This is a genomic window from Pseudomonas sp. 43(2021) (assembly GCF_017490805.1).
In the GTDB taxonomy this organism is placed as follows: domain Bacteria; phylum Pseudomonadota; class Gammaproteobacteria; order Pseudomonadales; family Pseudomonadaceae; genus Aquipseudomonas.
This window is the reverse complement of the sequence record NZ_JAFGYJ010000008.1, coordinates 42485-58146: the sequence shown is the minus strand read 5'-3', so window position 1 is coordinate 58146 and position 15662 is coordinate 42485. Positions and strand designations below refer to the sequence as shown.

Here is a 15662-nt window from a genome sequence, read left to right as displayed (position 1 = left end):
GGAGCGGGTTTACCCGCGAATGCGTCGTTGGACTTACCGCCGCCTTCGCGGGTAAACCCGCTCCCACAAGGCCCTGCAATTTCAAGGAATCCTGTGTCCGCAAATTCAGCCGCGGGCCAATTCCGCCTGGTGGGCAATTGCCTCCTCGCTCTTGAGCACCAGCACATCCCCTTCCAGCGAATCCAGCACCACTTCCGAGGTATTGCCAATCAACGCCCCGGAAATCCCCGTGCGGCACACGGTGCCGATCACCGTCACCACCGCATCGAGCTTCTGCTCGGTATACGGGATCAGTACATCAGCCGGCCCTTCGGCCACATGCAGGCACTCGTCGCTGATGCCGTACTCGGCCTGGAATGCCTTGCACGCCTCGCGGTAACGCTTCTCGATGGTTTCGGTCAACTGGTACACCGGGTCCGACGCCGACAGCATCGGCGAGGGATGGGCGCTGATGACGTGCAGCTCGCCCTTGGCCAGTTTGGCAATCTCGAAACCATGGTCGATGATGCTGGCATGCAGGCGGCGGTGGTCCTCGTCCTGGTTGCCTACGTCCACCGCAGCCAGGACCTTGCCGCCGGTCCACGGCCGCTCGCTCTTGACCATCAGCACGGCACACGGGCACTGGCGCAGCAGCTTCCAGTCGCTTGGGGTGAGCAGGGCCTTTTTCAGCGGGTTGTCCGGGCGGTGCTCCTTGATCACCAGCTCGCAGCCCTCGGCCTGCTGCACGTAGATGATGGTGTCGTGCAGGTTGTCGCGCCAGGCCTCTTCATGGGTGACGTTGTCGTACCCGTCATCATGCAACTGGCTGCTCAGCAGGCTCAGCAGCGCGCTGTGGTCATGCCTTCTGTCGCACATCAGCAGGTGCAGGCGCGCGCCGGTGAGGCCGGCGATCAGCTTGGCCCGGGTCAGTGCCCGGCTGTGGGCGTGCTCGGGGTCGAGAACGACGAGGATGCTGCGGACGGCTTGCATGGGCGTTAGCTCCCTTCAAAGGTGGCGACCAATGCCTGACTATAGTCGGCGCTTCCCCCGCTGGCGCTTGATGTACATCAAGCATAGTCACTGGCGCCGCCCGCCGCCGCCGGTATAATCGCCGGCCCTGCCTGGTTCAATGTGGTTGCACGCTCATGTCCCTGATCCCCGAAATCGACGCCTTTCTTGGTTGCCCGACGCCAGATGCCTGGATCGAAGCGGCGCTCGCCGACCAGGAAACCCTGCTGATCGACCACAAGAACTGCGAATTCAAGGCTGCCAGCACCGCCCTGAGCCTGATCGCCAAGTACAACACCCACCTTGATCTGATCAACATGATGTCGCGCCTGGCCCGCGAGGAGCTGGTGCACCACGAGCAGGTGCTGCGCCTGATGAAGCGCCGTGGCGTGCCGCTGCGCCCGGTGTCGGCGGGGCGTTATGCGTCGGGGCTGCGGCGCCTGGTGCGCGCCCACGAGCCGGTCAAGCTGGTGGATACGCTGGTGGTGGGGGCATTTATCGAGGCGCGCAGCTGCGAGCGCTTTGCCGCGTTGGTGCCGCACCTGGATGAGGAACTGGGCCGCTTCTACCACGGCCTGCTGAAGAGCGAAGCGCGCCATTACCAGGGTTACCTGAAATTGGCGCACAACTACGGCGATGAGGCAGACATTGCCCGCCGGGTGGAGCTGGTGCGCGCAGCGGAGGTGGAGCTGATCCAGTCACCGGACCAGGAGCTGCGCTTCCACAGCGGTATCCCGCTGGCACAGGCCGCCTGATTCGCACCAGGCGGCCCTGGCGTCAGTGACGACGGCCCAGCAGCAGGCCGGCTACCAGGCCGAGGCCCGCGGAAATGGCCACGGTCTGCCACGGGTGGCCACCGATGTAGTCCTGGGTAGCCTCCACCACCGGTTGCGCCCTGCTGCGTACCTTGCTGGCGGCATGGCGCGCCTGGCGTAGCTTGAGGCTTACCTGCGCGCGCAGGGTTTCGGCCTCGTCACCCACCAGGGCGGCACTGTCGTTCAGCAGCTTTTCCGATTCTTCGATCAGCGCCTGCAGTTCGCTGAATACCTGGTCCTTGATCTGATCGCTGTCGGCCAGCGTGGCGTTTTTCCGGGCCATGAACTCGTCCTCGTCGAAGGTGTGGTTTGAACAATGGATGCCGGCGCGTCGGGAAAGTTGCGGCGGCTTTGGGCTGTTGCTGTACCTGGGTGTAAGATAGCGGCCATTTTCAAATCTGCAGGTACCTTCATGAGTTTCAATCTGGCCAACATGAGCTTCGAGGAACGGGCGCAGATCGAGGCAGAGAAGGCCCGGCTGTTCGAGCTGTGGCAGAACAACCTGGGCAAGGCCAAGGGCGAAGCGGCGCGGTTGATCGCCGAAAAGCCACGGCGCAAAGGCAAATGGGCCGAGTGGGTGCGCGCCGAACTGGATGGCATGTCGCCGCCCGAATACGCCAACATGGTGCGCAGCGAAGTCAACAAGCTGATGGCCGCGGCCAGCGCCAACCGTTGATCACACCCCGCCGAGCGCTTACCAGGAGGCGCCTTTGGGCAGGTCCAGCCTGCCCTCGTCGGTGAAGCGCACGGTCCCCAGCAGCCCGCCGGCCAGCTTGCCGCGCAGTACATAGGGCAGGCCCTGCAGCGAATCCACATGGCCCAGCCCATAGGCCTGGCGCAGGAAGGAAAACGCCGTGATGCTCACCGGCACCACGATCACTGCTTCGCCATAACGGCCAATGTGCCCCTGCTGGTCGCTGACCCCGGCAGCCAGCGGCTGGCCGTTCACTTCCAGGTTCAGGGCGATGCCGTTGTAGTCGATGGGCGCCTCGTTGGGGTTTTGCACCCGCATCTTCACCGCCATGCGCAGTTCCAGCTCCTGGCCGGGTAGCGGCTCGATACCGATCACGCTGATATTGACCGGGTCGCGTGCCTGGAACAGCGCGCAGGCCCCCAGGCCGTAGGCCATCAGCAGGACCAGGAACAGGCGGGCGTAGCGTTGCAGACGGGCAGCCATGGGTTGCGACCTTGCCAGAGTGGGCGAATGGGCAGTGTGGCAAATGCGCGTCGGCGTTGAAAGTCTCCCTCCATATGAAAGATACTGTTTCTCATTAACGCCCGATAAACTTTCCTACTGGCTGTTCCCAAACCCATGCTGACCTCACCCGTGTCGGGCCTGCTGGCGAGTTTCCAGGAGCACTACGACGACCTGCTGCAGTTCCTGACCCGGCGCATGAGCGACCGCCAGCGTGCTGCCGACGTCGCGCAGGAAACCTACCTGAAGCTGGTGAACATCGACCAGCAGGCAGTGCCGGTGCTGCACGCGCGCAGTTTCATCTTCCGCGTGGCCGGCAACCTGGCGATCGATGCCTTGCGCCGCGAGCAGCGCATTGCCGCCAGCCACGACGACTGCGAGCGGGCAGGTGAGGTGGCCTGCCCGGCGCCGGCACCCGAGGCGGCGTTGCTGGCCCGGGAGCGTCTGCAGATTCTCGACCAGGCGCTGCTGCAACTGCCCGACAATGCCCGCCAGGCGCTGTTGCTCAACCGCGTCGAAGGCCTGACCCAGGCGCAGATCGCGCAACGCCTGGGGGTTTCCGAAAGCATGGTGGCGAAATACATCGGCCAGGCCCTGCGCCATTGCCGAGGCTGGCTCAAACAGGCGGGGGTGGCTGCTGCGCTGGTGTTGGCCGTTGGTGTGGCGGGTTGGCAGCAGGCGCCGGTGCTGCTGGCGGATTACCGCACCGGGGTGGGGGAGCGGCAGGTGGTGACCCTGGCCGATGGCACACGGGTGACGCTGAACAGCGCCAGTGCCCTGAGCGTGGTGTTCAGCGACCGTGAGCGGCGGGTGGTGCTGGCGTCTGGCGAGGCCTTGTTCGAGACCACCGATGATTCACGGCCCTTTGTGGTCGATACGGCCGGTGAGCGGGTGCAGGGGCGTGCGGCCACCTTCAGCGTGCGTCGCGATGGCCGCGTGGTATTGGCACAGGGTGAGGCCAAGGTTGGCGAGCATGAACTGGCAGTAGCGGCCGATGCCGGCACGCAGATGGCCTGGCAGCGCGGCAAGCTGATCTTCAACGGCAAGCCGCTGGGGCAGGTGCTGGCGGAGCTTGAGCGTTACCGGCATGGGCGCATTGTGCTGTCGGACAGCAAGCTCGCGGCGATGGAGGTGAGCGGGGTGTTCGACCTCGATGAGCCGGAGGCCCTGTTGCAGACACTTGAACAGCGCTATGGGCTGAAGGTGACCTACCTGCCGTGGCTGGCCGTGGTTCATTGACTCGTTTGTGTCGGCCCCTTCGCGGGCTTGCCCGCTCCCACAGGTATTCCACAGATCTTGAATCCTGTGGTGTACCTGTGGGAGCGGGCAAGCCCGCGAAGAGGCCGGCACAGAAATAAAAATATTTTCCATTTGGCACTGCAAGTTCCTGCCAGCCAGATCGTCGTAGAGGGACTGATCAGCAACCCATTCTCATTTACGACTTGTCAGGAAGCTCATTCGTGCCTCTGATGCTCAAGCCCTTGCACCGCCGCCGCGGCCCTCTTCACCATGCCCTGATGTCCTGCAGTGCCGTGGCCATGCTGGTCGGCCCGCTGCAGGCGTCGGCCTCGACCGCCACCGAACAGGCCCAGACCCAGGCTCGCCAGGTCCAGCTCGACCTGCCAGCCCAGCCGCTGGACCATGCCCTGACCACCTTCGCCGACCAGGCCGGCCTGCACCTGCTGTACACCACCGGCGATGTCGCCGGCCAGGCCAGCCCGGCCTTGCAGGGCAGCTACAGCATCGAGCAGGCCCTGCAACAGTTGCTGGCCGGCACTGGCATGAGCTGGCACTTCAGCGATGCCCGCACGGTGACCCTGCGTAAGGCCGACGCCGCGCCGCAAGCGGTCAACCTCAAGCCGATCGAGGTCAGCGTGGCCTCGCGCACCAGCACCGCCATCAGCGAAATCCCCGGCACCGTGTGGGTGGTCGACCAGCAGCAGTTGCGCGAGCAGATCGACAGCGGCGTCAGCCTGAAGGAAGCCATCGGCAAGCTGGTGCCAGGCCTCGACCTGGCGCCGGAAGGGCGCACCAACTACGGCCAGAACATGCGCGGGCGCAACGTGCTGGTGATGATCGACGGGGTCAGCCAGAACAGCTCGCGCGGCCTGTCGCGCCAGTTCGACAGCATTTCGCCGTTCAACGTCGAGCGCGTCGAAGTGCTGTCCGGTGCCAGTGCCATCTACGGCGGCGGCGCCACCGGCGGCATCATCAACATCGTGACCAAGAAGGGCGAACCCGGCCCGGCGCGCTTCGAGACCCAGCTCGGTGCCAGCAGCGGCTTCAACAACAGCGATGACCTGGCCACCCGCTTCGCCCAGTCGGTCAGCGGCGGCAACGAGCGGGTCAATGCCCGGCTGGGGGTTTCCGGTGAGCAGAACGAAGCCTTCTACGACGGCGCCGGCGACCAGATCTTCATCGACAACACCCAGACCGACCTGCAGTACAACCGCACCATCGACGTGCTCGGTACCTTGGGGATGCAACTGAACGACCAGCAGAGCCTCGACCTGCTGGCCCAGTACTATGACTCGGGCAACCACGGCAGCACCGGCATCTACTTCCCCCACCTGAACTACAACGCCCCGTCCGACCTGGAAGACGCCGAGCTGCGCAGCGGCTACTCGTCAGACCTCGAGCCGCGTACCCGGCGCCTGCTGCTGAACGCCAACTACCACCACACCGACGTGCTGGGCCAGGACTTCTACCTGCAGGCCTCGTACCGCAAGGAAGACGACAACTTCTACCCGTTCCCGTACTACAACCGCGCCACGCCCACCGGCTCGCGCGGGGTGTACTTCGCCGCCTCGCAGCAGAACTTCGAGGTCACCAGCCTCAAGGGCCTGTTCGCCAAGCAGTGGGATACGCTGAAGCTGACCTACGGCGTCGACCTGGACCGCGAGCGCTTCAACGCCGAGCAGACCACTTTCAACGCCCAGACATCGTCCGAGTCGGGTGGGCTGGAGCTGGAGAAGGACAGCAAGGCCGCCCGCTACCCCAGCTACCGGGTCGATGGCGTGTCGGTGTACGCCCAGCTGGACTGGCATGCCACCGATAACCTGACCTTGTCCGGCGGCGCCCGGCGCCAGCAGATGGACGTGGACGTCAGCGACTTCAAGGGCGTGCCGGGCGGCAGCAACGATTACCAGGTCAACCTGTTCAATGTCGGTGCCATCTACGACTTCAAGAATGGCCACCAGGTATGGACCAACTACGGCGAAGGTTTCGACCTGCCCGACCCGGCCAAGTACTACGGCAAGCCCGGCCTGAGCGTGGCCGACAACCCGCTGGCCGGCATCAAGAGCCGCCAGGTGGAGCTGGGCTGGCGCTATGCCGACCTGGACTGGGACGCCCAGGCGGCGCTGTACTACATCTGGTCGGACAAGATCATCAACGTCGATTCGCAGACGCTGACCATCAATGTGGAAGAGCAGAAAAGCCGTGACTTCGGCTTTGAAGGCGCGCTGACCCGGCACTTCCAGACGGGTTGGGAAGCCGGTGGCACCCTGCACCTGACCCGCTCCGAGGAAGAAGCTGCCGATGGCGGCTGGATCAAGCGCGATGCGCGCTATGCCTCGCTGTCCAAGGCTACCGCGTTCGTCGGCTGGAAGGGCGATGGCCGCAGTGCGCGGCTGCAGGCCAACCATGCCTTCAGCCTGAAGGACGATGCCGACCACGAGATCGACGGCTACACCACCTTCGACCTGCTGGGCAGCCAGGATACCGGCTTCGGCACCTTCAGCGCCGGCATCCAGAACCTGCTGGACAAGCAGTACAGTACGGTCTGGGGGCAGCGTGCGACGCTGTTCTACTCGCCAACCTACGGGCCGGCGTACCTGTATGACTACCAGGGGCGTGGACGCACCTACACCCTGACCTGGAGCATGGCTTACTGATGGGTGTTGTCTGTCCCGGCCTCTTCGCGGGTAAACCCGCTCCCACAGGCACGGCGCAGCCCTAAGGCTGTGTGAGAACCCTGTGGGAGCGGGTTCACCCGCGAAGAGGCCAGGTCAGGCAAACGCCGCCAGCAAATCCTGCGCAAACGCCTGCTGTGCCTCGCCAACCGCCTGCGCCCGGTGCCTGGCCAGGGTAAACGGCACCACAAAGTCCAGCCCCGGGTCCAGCGCCCACAACAGCCCTTCAGCCTCCCACCCCTGTGCGCAATGGCACGGCAGATAGCCAATATGCCGCCCCGACAGAATGAACGTCAGCACGCTCTCGATCTGCTCGGCCACCGCCATGCTGCGCTGGCTCTGGAACGGCTCGCCGCCCTTGAGCAACCGGTACGGATGGCGCACCTGGTCCATCGCCAGCAACCGCTCCCGCCCAACGCCAGCCTCACCGAACAGCACATGCCCCTTGCCGCAATACAGCCGTTGCCGCTCCTCGAACAGCGGCTGGTAATCGAAGGCTGCCTGGTTGCCGGAAAAGTAGCTGATGGCGTAATCCAGCCGCTGCTCCAGCAACAACCGCTCCAGCTCTGCCGGCGGGGCACTGATCAGTTCCAGCTGCACCGCCTCCTCGCGCCTGCGAAACGCCGCAATGGCCGCCGCCAGCTTCAGGCTTACCGCCTTGTCCTGGTGCTCCGCCATGCCGATCCGCACGGTCCCCAGCAGCCGCCCGGCAACGCCATTGGCCTGCTGGCGAAACTGCTCGATGTTCAGCAGCAACCCACGGGCGGCGTCCAGCAACAACGCGCCTTTTTCCGTCAGGTGAAAACCACCCTTGCCGCGGCTGCACAGGCGGTAGCCCAGCCGCGTTTCCAGCTGCGCCATGCGCTGGCTGATGGTGGGCTGACTCAGGCCCAGCACGCCTTGCGCGGCGCTGAAGCCACCGGCCTCGACTACAGTGACGAACAGCCGCAGCAGGTGCAGGTCGGGGTCGTGCACTTGTCCGAGCATTACATTGCTCCTGATGAATGTCAGCTTTGCAAACTTGCCATTCCTGCAATGTAACCCGGCTGGCATGCTCGCGGCATCCACCCATTTGCCGAGGTGTCCGCCATGCGTCGATCGTTGTGCCTGCTATCCCTGGTCCTGGCCTTGCCGCTGCAGGCCGAAGAAAAGGTCGTCAACCTCTACAGCTGGGCCGACTACGTCGCCCCGCAAACCCTCCAGCGCTTCGAGCAGGAAACCGGCTACAAGGTCCGCTACGACACCTTCGACACCACCGAGGTACTGGAAACCAAGCTGCTGACCGGTGGCAGCGGCTATGACGTGGTGGTGCCGTCGTCGGCCGTGCTGGCCCGGGCGCTCAAGGCCAACGCCCTGCAACCGCTCGACCCCCAGGCCATGCCCGGCTACGCCAACCTCGACAAGGACCTGCTGGCCAAGCTCGCCGAGGCCGACCCCGGCAACCGCCATGCCGTGCCCTACACCTGGGGCACACTGGGCCTGGGGGTGAATGTGGAGGCCGTGCGCCAGCGCCTGGGCGATGTGCCGCTGGACAGCCTCGACCTGCTGTTCAAGCCCGAGTACGCCAGCCGGCTGAAGGACTGCGGCATCGCCATGCCCGACTCGCCGCAGGAGGTGATCGGCGTGGCCCTGAACTACCTGGGCAAGGACCCTTACAGCCAGAACAAGGACGACCTGGCCGCCGCGCAGAACCTGCTGAGCCAGCTGCAGCCGTCGATCAGCTACGTCGCCAATGGCCGGCAGATCAGCGACCTGGCCAACGGTAGCGTGTGCCTGGCGCTGACCTACAACGGTGATGCGGCGATGGCCGCCGACCAGGCGCGCCGCGCCGGCAAGCCGTTCGAGCTGATCTACCGCATCCCCCGCGAAGGCACGCTGGTGTGGCAGGACAACCTGGTCATCCCCAGGGACGCCCCGCACCCCGAGGCCGCGCGGGCGTTCATCGCCTTCATGCTCAAGCCCGAGTCGGTGGCCGCGCTGACCAACACGCTGTTCTTCGCCAACGCCAACCAGGCGGCCACGCCGCTGGTGGATGAAGCGGTGCGTAACGACCCGGACATCTACCCGCCGGCCGCGGTGCGCCAGCGCCTGTATGCCGACCGCAGCATGGCCCTGGCCGACCTGCGCCAGCGCAACCGCCTGTGGACCGCGTTCCGCAGCCGCCAGTAACCCATGACGACAAAGGAGCCCGACCGTGGAGCAAGCAGCAAACAACGACCAGGCCATGACCCGCGACAGCCTGTATGGCACCGCTGCGGAAAGTACCTACGCCGGCATTACCAGTTTCTCCCGCCGCCGCTACAGCCGTGACCTGCGTGGCGTCGATGTGGTGGTCAGCGGTGTGCCGTTCGATACTGCCACCAGCAACCGCCCTGGTGCGCGCTTCGGCCCACGGGCGATCCGCGCCGCTTCGGTGCAGCAGGCCTGGGCCCGGCACTGGCCGTGGGCGTTCGACCCGTTCGACCACCTGGCGGTGATCGACTACGGCGATTGCGCCTTCGACAGCGGCACCCCGCAGTCGGTACCGGACAGCATCGAGGCCCATGCCACGCATATTCTGCAAGCAGGCTGCGCCATGCTCACCTTGGGCGGCGACCATTTCATCAGCTACCCGCTGCTCAAGGCCCATGCCCGCCGCCATGGTCCGCTGGCGCTGATTCACTTCGATGCGCACAGCGACACCTGGCCGGACGAGGAAGGCCAGCGCATCGACCACGGCACCATGTTCTGGCATGCGGCCCGCGAAGGCCTGGTGGACCCGGCCAGCTCGGTGCAGATCGGCCTGCGCACCACCAATGACGACAGCCAGGGTTTTGCCATCCTCGACGCCCGCCAGGTGCACCGACAGGGCACCGAGGCGGTGATCGCGGCGATTCGCCAGCGGGTGGGCGAGCGGCCGGTGTACCTGACCTTCGATATCGACTGCCTCGACCCGGCCTACGCGCCCGGTACCGGCACGCCGGTGTGCGGCGGGTTGAGCACGGTGCAGGCGCTGGAGATCCTCGGCGGGCTGCGCGGCATCAACCTGGTGGGCATGGACCTGGTGGAGGTGGCGCCGGCCTATGACCATGCCGACATCACCGCGCTGGCGGGGGCCACCCTGGCGATGGAAATGCTGTGCCTGTATGCGGCGCGGCACAAGGTGGACAAGGGCCAGTAACCTGGGGCCGCTTTACGGCCCATTCGCAGCACAAGGCTGCTCCACAGGGAGCGGCCTTGTATCGCTAAAGGGCTGCGCAGCAGCCCCCAAGGCCCATACTGAAACATCAGGAATCATCTCCACCCATATTCACACTTTTGCCGCGAACCCTTCGCGCCTTAGGCTATCAAACCCACCAGGCGCGGCATTTTCGTACAGGAGGTGAAGCATGACCCCGACATCGCCCATCCTGGCCCTCGGCCTGGCCCTGTACCTGCCTGTGCAAGCGGCCCCCGAACCGCCCTTGCAACTCGCCGCCGGCAACAACAACCCCTACAACAGCCCGATCCAGCGCGCCAACCCCAACAGCCGCCAGGGCAGCATGCCGGCCACACCGCCGGTGCGCGGCCCGTCCACCGACCCGTACCAGCGCACGCCAACCCTGGACAACCGCGGCATCGGCAACGGCGACAACCTGCGCCGCCAGCAGCAAACCCCGAACCTGGAGCCCACTCGACCACCCCGCGGCAACCCGCGCGCGCCGTGACCGCCCTACGAAAGGAATCCTGCATGCTTCGAGCACCCTGGCTTGTCACCCTGACCACCGCCGCACTGCTGCCCCTGCTGGCGCAGGCGGCGGCCGAACAGCAGTTCCGCAGTGAAGAAGGCACCTTGACCGTCAGCACAGTGGCCGATGGCCTGCGCAACCCTTGGGCCCTGGCATTCCTGCCGGGCGGCAAGGACATGCTGGTCACCGAGCGCGCCGGCAACTTGCGGGTGGTCAATGCCGAAGGCAAGGTCGGCCCGCCGATCAGCGGTGTGCCCAAGGTCTGGGCCGAGGGCCAGGGCGGCCTGCTGGATGTGGTGCTGTCGCCGGAGTTCGCCAAGGACCGCACTGTCTACCTGTCCTACGCCGAAGAGGGCAGTGATGGCAGGGCCGGCACAGCGGTCGGTCGTGGCCAGTTGTCCCAGGACCGCGCCCGGCTGGAAAACTTCAGCGTGATATTCCGCCAACAGCCCAAGCTGTCGGAGGGCAACCACTTCGGCTCGCGCCTGGTGTTCGACCGCGACGGCTACCTGTTCATCGCCCTTGGCGAGAACAACCAGCGCCCGACTGCCCAGGACCTGGACAAACTGCAAGGCAAGATCGTGCGTATCTTGCCGGACGGCGAGGTGCCCAGGGACAACCCCTTCGTCGGCAAGGACAACGTGCGGCCAGAGATCTGGTCGTTCGGCCACCGCAACCAGCAAGGCGCCGCGCTCAACCCCTGGACCGGCAAGCTGTGGACCCACGAGCACGGCCCGCGTGGCGGCGACGAGATCAACATTCCCGAGCCCGGCAAGAACTATGGCTGGCCGATTGCGACCCACGGCATCAACTACTCGCTTCTGCCCATCCCCGAGGCCAAGGGCAAGCATGTGCAGGGCATGGTCGACCCACACCATGTATGGGAGAAATCGCCAGGCATCAGCGGCATGGCGTTTTACGACAGCCCCACGTTCAAGGCCTGGGACCACAACCTGTTCATTGGTGCGCTGGCGACCCAGGAGCTGATCCGCCTGCAGCTGGATGGCGACAAGGTGGTGCATGAAGAGCGTTTGCTGGGTGAGCTGAAGGCGCGTATCCGCGATGTACGGGTGGGGCCGGATGGCTACCTGTATGTGCTGACCGATGACAAGGACGGCGCACTGCTCAAGGTAGGCTTGGGCGACGCCTGATTACTTACTGCTGTACGCGGCTCCCACAGGGATCGCGGCAGCCTTTTGAATTTGGGGCAGACGGTTGTTCCTGCGAGGTCTGCGGGGTGTCAGCCGTGTAGAATGCCGCATGGCTATCGATCCCCATTCCCTCTACCAGCAGGCCCTGAGCACCCAGGGTTATGTCGCCGACCCTGCCCAGGCCCGTGCCGTCGAGGCCTTGCAGGCCTGTTTCCAGTCTGTCGAGCAGGGCCGCCCCACCCGGGGTATCTACCTCTGGGGCCCGGTCGGTCGCGGCAAGACCTGGCTGATGGACCAGTTCCACCGCTGCTTGCGGGTACCCAGCCGGCGTCAGCATTTCCACCACTTCATGGCCTGGGTCCACCAGCGCCTGTTCCAGCTCAACGGCACCGCCGACCCGCTGCTGGCGCTGGCCGGGGAACTGGCCGGGCAGATTCGCGTGCTGTGCTTCGACGAGCTGTTCGTCAACGACATTGGCGACGCGATCATCCTCGGCCGCCTGTTCCAGGTACTGTTCGACCAAGGCGTGGTGATTGTCGCCACCTCCAACCAGCCACCCGAGCAGCTCTACCGTGACGGCTTCAACCGCGAGCGTTTCCTGCCGGCCATCGCCGCCATCCAGCGGCACATGCAGGTACTGCCGGTAGCCGGCGAGCAGGACCACCGCCTGCACCCCGGTGCCGAGCGCCAGCGCTACTGGGTGGCGCAAGCGGGGCAGGCCAGCCAGCTGGGCGAGGTGTTCCGCCAGCTTAGCCCGAGCGATGCGGGCCACGATCAGCCCTTGGCCATCGGCTCCCGGCAGGTGCAGGTGGTGCGGCGCAGCGCGCAGGCCATCTGGTGCCGCTTCACCGACCTGTGCGAACAACCCTTGGCGGCCATGGAGTTCATGGCCCTGTGCGACCGTTTCCCGGCCATCCTGGTGTCGGGCATTCCTGCGCTTGGTGGGGAACAGCGGGCCGGGCGCATTGCCCGTGGCACCGAGGATGCTGCGGCGCGGGTGGTGGCGGGCGACCGCGAACTGCCGGCGCTGTCGCCCAAGGACGACGCGGTGCGCCGCTTCATTGCCCTGGTCGACGAATGCTACGACCGCCGCGTGGCGTTGTACCTGGAGGCACAGGTGCCGCTGGATGCCCTCTACACTCAAGGGTATCTGGCGTTCCCGTACCAACGGACCCTGAGCCGGCTACGGGAGATGCAACTGCAACGCTTCGCCTGAAAAGGAGCCGAACCATGGAGCCGCTGTCGCATCATCTGCTGACCCAGGCCTACAACAATGGCTGGGCCAACCACCGCCTGTACAAGGCCTGCCTGCAACTGACCCAGGACGAGTTCGTCGCCCCGCGCTGCAGCTTTTTCCCGTCGATCAAGGCCACCCTCAACCACTTGCTCACGGTGGACTGGTTCTACCTGCACATGCTCGAGTGCGAGCAGCGCGGCGAACTGCCTGACGCTGACGGCGAGCGTTTCTTCGAGCCGGAACAGCCCTTCGCCACCTGCACCGACCTGCATGCCGAGCAGGCTCAGGCCGATCACCGGCTGATCACCTATTGCCGGGGCCTGCGCGATGCTGAATTGGGGCGCTATGTGAACATCGTGCGCCCCGAGCGGGTACAGCGCGAGCAACGGCTGCGCCTGCTGGCGCACCTGTTCGAGCACCAGGTGCATCACCGCGGGCAGGTGCATGCGATGCTCAGTGATACGGCGGTGAGGCCGCCGCAACTGGATGAGTTTTTCTGCGAGGAAGAGGCGGGGTTGCGGGCAGGGGATTTTGCCGAGCTGGGCTGGACAGAGGAGCAGGTCTGGAAAGTGTAGGGGCCTCTGTGGGAGGCGTATGTCGTGAGATGTTCGGCGCCTGTGAGATCGAGCGCCGCCCGCGCGGCGCATCGAGAGCGAAGCTCGCTCCTACATCTGTTTCGGGCCAGTATCGCCTGTGCCAGCGCGCGCGACCGCCTTGTTTGTACCACCCGATATCGAGTCATGCGCCAAAGCGTTCGCGCGCAAATCCCACAGGAATAATTGGCCCGAAACAAACGTAGGAGCGAGCTTCGCTCTCGATGCGCCGCGCGGGCGGCGCTCGATCTCACAGGCGCCGAACATCTCACGACATACGCCTGTCAGCCCAACAGGTTTTACCAGGCGTGAAACCAGCCCAGGGTGACCATCGTCAGCACCGCATAGCGCCCGGCCTTGGCCAGGGCCACAAGCAGCAGGAAGCGCCAGAACGGCTCACGCATGATGCCAGCGATCAGCGTCAGCGGGTCGCCGATCACCGGCATCCAGCTGAGCAGCAGCGACCATTGCCCCCAGCGCTGGTAGCGCTGCTGCGCGCGCTCCAGCTGGGCAGGGCTGAACGGAAACCAGCGCTTGTCACGCAGGTGCTCGATGGCCCGCCCCAGCACCCAGTTGACCACCGAGCCCAGCACATTGCCCAGGGTAGCCACCAGCAGCAGGGTGGCCCAGGCCTCGGGCTGGCGCAGCAAAAGGCCGACAAGCACGGCCTCCGATTGCAGCGGTAGCAGGGTGGCGGCGCCGAAGGCGCTGAGGAACAGCGCCCACAGGCTTAGCATCAGTAGTTGGCGACCACGGTGTCCTTGCCGTCCTGGGTCACGCCGATGACCTGGTAGGCATCCTTGTGGTCACCCATTTCCATGCCGGGCGAGCCCATGGGCATGCCTGGTACGGCCAGGCCCTTGAGGTCGTTGCGCTTGGCCAGCAGGCGCACCTGCTCGGCCGGCACGTGGCCTTCGACGAACTTGCCATCGATCACCCCGGTATGGCACGACGCCAGGCGTGGTGCCACGCCCAGGCGTTGCTTGACCTCGCTCATATTCGGCTCGACATGGTCGTTGACGGTGAAGCCGTTGTCGCGCAGGTGGCTGATCCAGGCCTTGCAGCAGCCGCAGTTGGGGTCGCGGTAGACGTCGATGGTCTCGGCGGCCTGGGCCAGGCCGGTGACGGCCAGCAAGCCCAGGGTCAGCAAGTGTTTATGCAGCATCATGAAGCACTCCTTTGGAAACACAGGTGGACACCAGTGACCAGGCCTGCGCCTTGCTTGCGTCCGGCGTCGTTGCGGCCCGTGGTTCGGTCCAGTATCCAGCGGTTGGCCAGCAGCATAGCGCAAGTGGCCCCCAGTCGCAGCGCGGCCGGTTTATCTGCCAGGTACTGGTTCCGGATGCCGGCCCGCCAACATGCGGGCTAACGTTTGGCCGACCTATCCGAGAGCCTGGTTGATCATGACCCTACCACTGGACTGCCTGTTGTACTCCAAGACCAATCTGATTGGTATCGGACCAAACCTGTCTGAAGAGGAGCGCCTGGACGTGCAAACGTTGCTGGACCATGCCGACGAGTTCGCAAGCCGCTTCCTCGACCGGGACGAGCTATGGAAGAGTTGGTTCGACCGCTTCCGCAATCGCCTGGAGAAACATGGCTGCGTAAGGACGGCCGCCCTGGAGTTACCGCCCCAGGTCATCAGGGACCATGACGACTTCGATACCAGGCTCGGGCCCATCGGCACAGGCAGCACACCGACGCTGTTGGCCCAGCTGGCGCGTGCGTCCATGCAGGAATTGCGAATCAGTGCACACGCCAGGAAGTTTTTGCAGTCTGGCTGGCAGGACGACGTCGCCTCATCGTTTCTGATAACCCCCTGCCAGAAGGACGAGACCGGCCAGATCCATCTGGCGGTCTACGCCTTCCGTTTCAACGGCACCGTCGAGTTACGGGACTTCGGATTCTGGAGCGAGACCCAGCGTGACATCGTCGTGTGGAACACCGGTACTGCTTACCGTTTCGATGTGGAACGTTTTGCCGCGTTTCGTCAGCAGATCCGTAAAGAGTTGGGCGCCCGACGGCTTGGCGCCGTTACCAGGATTGAACTCTAGCCACCTCGC

17 protein-coding genes are annotated in these 15662 nt (G+C 65.2%); 11 read left to right on the top strand and 6 right to left on the bottom strand.

The features are described 5' to 3' along the window. Window positions 1-105: 105 nt before the first annotated feature. Window positions 106-969 (bottom strand): universal stress protein, encoded by an 864-nt coding sequence (locus J5M71_RS09165; protein WP_207831644.1) that lies wholly within the window; start codon window positions 967-969, stop codon window positions 106-108. A gap of 155 nt (window positions 970-1124) precedes the next feature. On the opposite strand from J5M71_RS09165, the gene miaE reads away from it, so the two are divergent. Then, entirely contained in the window at window positions 1125-1742 is a 618-nt protein-coding gene (gene miaE, locus J5M71_RS09160) for a tRNA isopentenyl-2-thiomethyl-A-37 hydroxylase MiaE (RefSeq protein ID WP_063913938.1), read from the top strand. Window positions 1743-1764: 22 nt separating this feature from the next. Here the strand turns inward: miaE and J5M71_RS09155 are convergent, their stop codons facing one another. Continuing rightward, the gene (locus J5M71_RS09155; protein ID WP_207831642.1) at window positions 1765-2085 is read right to left on the bottom strand and encodes a DUF883 family protein; all 321 of its coding nucleotides are present in this window, start codon (window positions 2083-2085) and stop codon (window positions 1765-1767) included. A gap of 129 nt (window positions 2086-2214) precedes the next feature. Here J5M71_RS09155 and J5M71_RS09150 point away from each other — a divergent pair, with 129 nt between their 5' ends. Continuing rightward, window positions 2215-2478 carry a hypothetical protein gene (locus J5M71_RS09150; RefSeq protein WP_025338356.1) on the top strand — a complete coding sequence of 88 codons (264 nt, stop codon included), beginning with the start codon at window positions 2215-2217 and terminating at the stop codon, window positions 2476-2478. 18 nt (window positions 2479-2496) lie between these two features. Here the strand turns inward: J5M71_RS09150 and J5M71_RS09145 are convergent, their stop codons facing one another. After that, window positions 2497-2979 (bottom strand): LEA type 2 family protein, encoded by a 483-nt coding sequence (locus J5M71_RS09145; RefSeq protein ID WP_207831640.1) that lies wholly within the window; start codon window positions 2977-2979, stop codon window positions 2497-2499. Window positions 2980-3114: 135 nt separating this feature from the next. Here J5M71_RS09145 and J5M71_RS09140 point away from each other — a divergent pair, with 135 nt between their 5' ends. Both J5M71_RS09140 and J5M71_RS09135 read left to right on the top strand, forming a co-directional pair. After that, window positions 3115-4236 carry a sigma-70 family RNA polymerase sigma factor gene (locus J5M71_RS09140; protein ID WP_207831639.1) on the top strand — a complete coding sequence of 374 codons (1122 nt, stop codon included), beginning with the start codon at window positions 3115-3117 and terminating at the stop codon, window positions 4234-4236. A 230-nt stretch (window positions 4237-4466) separates the two neighbouring features. After that, window positions 4467-6893 carry a TonB-dependent receptor gene (locus J5M71_RS09135; protein ID WP_207831811.1) on the top strand — a complete coding sequence of 809 codons (2427 nt, stop codon included), beginning with the start codon at window positions 4467-4469 and terminating at the stop codon, window positions 6891-6893. Window positions 6894-7007: 114 nt separating this feature from the next. Here J5M71_RS09135 and J5M71_RS09130 read toward each other — a convergent pair whose 3' ends face one another. After that, a complete protein-coding gene (locus J5M71_RS09130; RefSeq protein ID WP_207831637.1) occupies window positions 7008-7898 on the bottom strand; it encodes a LysR family transcriptional regulator in 891 nt (296 codons plus the stop codon). 102 nt (window positions 7899-8000) lie between these two features. Between J5M71_RS09130 and J5M71_RS09125 the strand changes: the two genes are divergently transcribed. The 6 genes from J5M71_RS09125 (at window position 8001) to J5M71_RS09100 (ending at window position 13581) form a co-directional block, all read left to right on the top strand. Next, on the top strand, window positions 8001-9080 hold the full coding sequence (locus tag J5M71_RS09125) for an extracellular solute-binding protein (protein ID WP_207831635.1): 1080 nt from the start codon (window positions 8001-8003) through the stop codon (window positions 9078-9080). Window positions 9081-9105: 25 nt separating this feature from the next. Continuing rightward, window positions 9106-10071: an agmatinase gene (gene speB, locus J5M71_RS09120; RefSeq protein ID WP_063913945.1), complete on the top strand. Its 966-nt coding sequence runs from the start codon at window positions 9106-9108 to the stop codon at window positions 10069-10071. A 208-nt stretch (window positions 10072-10279) separates the two neighbouring features. Further along, window positions 10280-10597: a hypothetical protein gene (locus J5M71_RS09115; RefSeq protein WP_207831633.1), complete on the top strand. Its 318-nt coding sequence runs from the start codon at window positions 10280-10282 to the stop codon at window positions 10595-10597. A 23-nt stretch (window positions 10598-10620) separates the two neighbouring features. Next, window positions 10621-11769 carry a PQQ-dependent sugar dehydrogenase gene (locus tag J5M71_RS09110; protein WP_207831631.1) on the top strand — a complete coding sequence of 383 codons (1149 nt, stop codon included), beginning with the start codon at window positions 10621-10623 and terminating at the stop codon, window positions 11767-11769. 109 nt (window positions 11770-11878) lie between these two features. After that, window positions 11879-12985: a cell division protein ZapE gene (gene zapE / locus J5M71_RS09105; RefSeq protein WP_207831629.1), complete on the top strand. Its 1107-nt coding sequence runs from the start codon at window positions 11879-11881 to the stop codon at window positions 12983-12985. A gap of 14 nt (window positions 12986-12999) precedes the next feature. Then, window positions 13000-13581, top strand: a complete 582-nt coding sequence (locus J5M71_RS09100; protein WP_207831627.1) for a DinB family protein — start codon at window positions 13000-13002, stop codon at window positions 13579-13581. A gap of 317 nt (window positions 13582-13898) precedes the next feature. On the opposite strand, the gene J5M71_RS09095 is transcribed toward J5M71_RS09100, so the two are convergent. Together J5M71_RS09095 and J5M71_RS09090 are read right to left on the bottom strand one after the other, a co-directional pair. Next, window positions 13899-14336 (bottom strand): YqaA family protein, encoded by a 438-nt coding sequence (locus J5M71_RS09095; RefSeq protein ID WP_207831624.1) that lies wholly within the window; start codon window positions 14334-14336, stop codon window positions 13899-13901. After that, a complete protein-coding gene (locus J5M71_RS09090; protein ID WP_207831809.1) occupies window positions 14336-14764 on the bottom strand; it encodes a DUF411 domain-containing protein in 429 nt (142 codons plus the stop codon). The genes J5M71_RS09095 and J5M71_RS09090 overlap by 1 nt, the downstream gene beginning before the upstream one ends. Window positions 14765-15002: 238 nt before the next feature. On the opposite strand from J5M71_RS09090, the gene J5M71_RS09085 reads away from it, so the two are divergent. Beyond that, entirely contained in the window at window positions 15003-15653 is a 651-nt protein-coding gene (locus tag J5M71_RS09085; protein ID WP_207831622.1) for a hypothetical protein, read from the top strand. Window positions 15654-15662: the final 9 nt, after the last annotated feature.